This is a genomic window from Sphingobacterium sp. MYb382, from assembly GCF_037572665.1.
Taxonomy (GTDB): Bacteria; Bacteroidota; Bacteroidia; order Sphingobacteriales; family Sphingobacteriaceae; genus Sphingobacterium.
In genome coordinates this window covers 1-3103 of the sequence record NZ_JBBGZT010000017.1, presented here as the reverse complement: position 1 = coordinate 3103, position 3103 = coordinate 1, and the positions used below count along the sequence as shown (strand labels likewise).

3 rRNA genes are annotated in these 3103 nt (G+C 42.2%); all 3 read left to right on the top strand.

Annotation, left to right across the window (positions count from 1 at the left end):
- A 23S ribosomal RNA gene (locus tag WH223_RS07960) occupies positions 1-273 on the top strand; the annotation flags it as partial.
- Positions 274-387: 114 nt separating this feature from the next.
- Positions 388-499 (top strand): 5S ribosomal RNA (rrf, locus tag WH223_RS07955).
- Between the two features lie 2357 nt (positions 500-2856).
- A 16S ribosomal RNA gene (locus tag WH223_RS07950) occupies positions 2857-3103 on the top strand; the annotation flags it as partial.

Genomic DNA, 3103 nt, shown 5'->3' with positions numbered 1-3103 from the left:
TATCTGTTGTGGGCGTTGGAAGTTTGAGTGGATCTGACCTTAGTACGAGAGGACCGGGTTGGACGAACCGCTGGTGAACCTGTTATGCCGCCAGGTGTACGGCAGGGTAGCTACGTTCGGAATAGATAAGCGCTGAAAGCATCTAAGTGCGAAACTAGCCACGAGATGAGACTTCCTTATAGGGTCGTAGGAGATGACTACGTTGATAGGCTATAGGTGTAAAGGTTGAAAGACCAAAGCCGAGTAGTACTAATAGCCCGAAGCTTTCTACAGCGATAGAAACACTGTTGTTTTCTTCTTTGTTACTCTTCTTTCTTCCAGTATTGTCAATTAAATAATGCAGACCCTTAATAGGTTGATATAATGTGTCATTATTTATCAAGATATTCAGGTGCCTATATCGGCGGTGTCTACCTCTTCCCATTCCGAACAGAGAAGTCAAGCCCGCCAGAGCCGATGGTATTGCCGTAACAGGTGGGAGAGTAGGTCGGTGCCTAATTTTAAACAAAGCCCCTTCAGGAAACTGGAGGGGCTTTTTGTTTATACTATATTTCCCCAATCACCATGCATCAGCAAGCAACCTACATGCTGCAACTACAGCTATAGCTATAATTACACCTTATTTTAAGTAAAGCACGTATTTCTTATATAGCAGACTTAAACCTTCCTAAACGATGCTTCGGACTTGTCATCCTGAGCCTGTCGAAGGACAACATCACAACCTGAATAGCTTTATACAAAAGAAAAATGAGCCGCAAAACATAACTAATTTGCTTTGCTAAGAAGAAGGCCTAGGCATCTGCTGCGTTAAATCGTAGCGTAGAAAATTCCGCAAGAAGAAAACGCTGTCTGAGCGCAGCGAGTTCGTTTTGTTCCGGAATTTACAAGGGGAGATAGCAGCGTATGCCAGCCTTGATTTTTGCCACCCTTTTCATCAAGGAAAAGTGTGAAGCCCTGTCCTGGCGAAGGACATGTTCTATAATTAAGAAAAAGACTTTACTCAGCGTTGTAAACGCTATCCTCCAGCATCCTCGTTGCAAACGAGGACGATAAACAGTGCAAATAAATTTTTCTAAACGATGCTTCGACTTGTCATCCTGAGCCTGTCGAAGGACAGCATGACAACCTGGATGGGTTGGTGCAAAAGAATGATGTGTTCAAAACAGAACTGACTTGCAGTTGCTAAGAATAAGGTCTAGGCATCTGCTGCGTAAAATCGTAGTGCAAGAAATTCCGCAAGAGCAAAACGCTGTCTGAGCGGAGCGAGTTCGTTTTGTTCCGGAATTTCCAAGGGAAGATAGCAGCGTATGGCAGCCTTGATTTTTGCCACACTTTTTATCAAGAAAAAGTGTGAAGCCCCGTCCTGGCTAAGGACACGCGCTATACTTAAGCTAAAGACTCCAATAAGCGTTGCAAACGCTATCCTCCGGCATCCTCGTTGCAAACGAGGACGATAGGCAGTGCAGGCAAACGATTAGAACTGGAGAACAGTAGCAAATCTGGTATTCATTATATCGTAGAAGTAAACCTTCCTAAACGATTCTTCGACTTGTCAACCTGAGCCTGTCGAAGGACAGCATGACAACTTGGATAGAGGAGTGCAAAATAGAAAAGTCTTGTTATTATAAAAATAGAGATCTAAACCAAGTATTGCTTATATATTAGGAGTAAGCCTTTCTAACACGATGCTTCGACAAGCTCAGCATGACAACCTTGATGGGTTGGTGCAAAAGAAAGATGTGTTGCAAAAAAAAACTGACTTGCTTTGCTAATAAAAAAGCCTAGGCATCTGCTGCGTAAATCGTAGCGTAGAAAATTCCGCAAGAACAAAACGCTGTCTGAGCGAAGCGAGTTCATTTTGTTCCGGAATTTACAAGGGGAGATAGCAGCGTATGCCTAGGCTTGATTTTTGCCACCCTTTTCATCAAGGAAAAGGGTGAAGCCCCGTCCTGGCTAAGGACACGTACTATAATTAAGCAAAAGACCTTACTCAGCGTTGCAAACGCTATCCTCCCGCATCCTCGTTTCAAACGAGGACGATAGGCAGTGCAGGTAAACGGTGAGAACTAACTAACAGTAGCAAAATTGGTATTCCTTATATATAGGAGTAAGCCCTTCTAAGACGATGCTTCGACTTGTCATCCTGAGCCTGTCGAAGGACGGCATAACAAATAGGGGAGGGGAGTATAAAATAAACGAGTTTTAAAAAACAACAAGCAACTCAATCCAGCGGATTGACATCATTATAGCCAAGATATAAGGACCCATATAACGACCCCCTCGGGGTCGCATCCCCAATAACCAGCCTATTTCCCCATTAAAAACGAACCCAAGGAAAGATTATCTAGTATCGTTATCAAGCACTTAAGGAAAACTCCTAATAAATAAGCAAAAAACATTTGGAAGTAGGGGTATAAAACTTCTATCTTTGCACCACTCCGCAAGGGAGGGACGATTGACATAAAGGGTTAAAAAAAAGGATAGCGGCATTATAAATGCGGTTTTTTCTAAATTTAACGAAAGAGGAGCTGGGAAAAATAAAGTAAAATTTATTTTGGAAAATCAAAAAGCTTTTCTACCTTTGCAGTCCCAACCGAGAGGAAGGGCATACATCGCAAGGATGTATGAAATAAATAAGATTAAGTTTAACCTAGCAATAGGGAAAATATATAGCCAAAGCGCGACGCGGCGGCGAGAGAAGTTCTTTAAGAAAATGATCATGAAAACGTAACGAGTAGTTGGTTATACTAACGAAAGTTAACAAATAACAATCAACCTAGTCAGTTCAAATTAGATATTAAAAAAAGACAATTCTAATTATTTTATAAATAGTTAGGTTTCTAACAATTCATTTTTACAATGGAGAGTTTGATCCTGGCTCAGGATGAACGCTAGCGGCAGGCCTAATACATGCAAGTCGAACGGGATCCAAGGTAAAGCTTGCTTTATTTTGGTGAGAGTGGCGCACGGGTGCGTAACGCGTGAGCAACCTACCCATATCAGGGGTATAGCCCGGCGAAAGTCGGATTAACACCGCATAACAATACGGAATCGCATGGTTTTGTATTTAAATATTTATAGGATATGGATGGGCTCGCGTGAC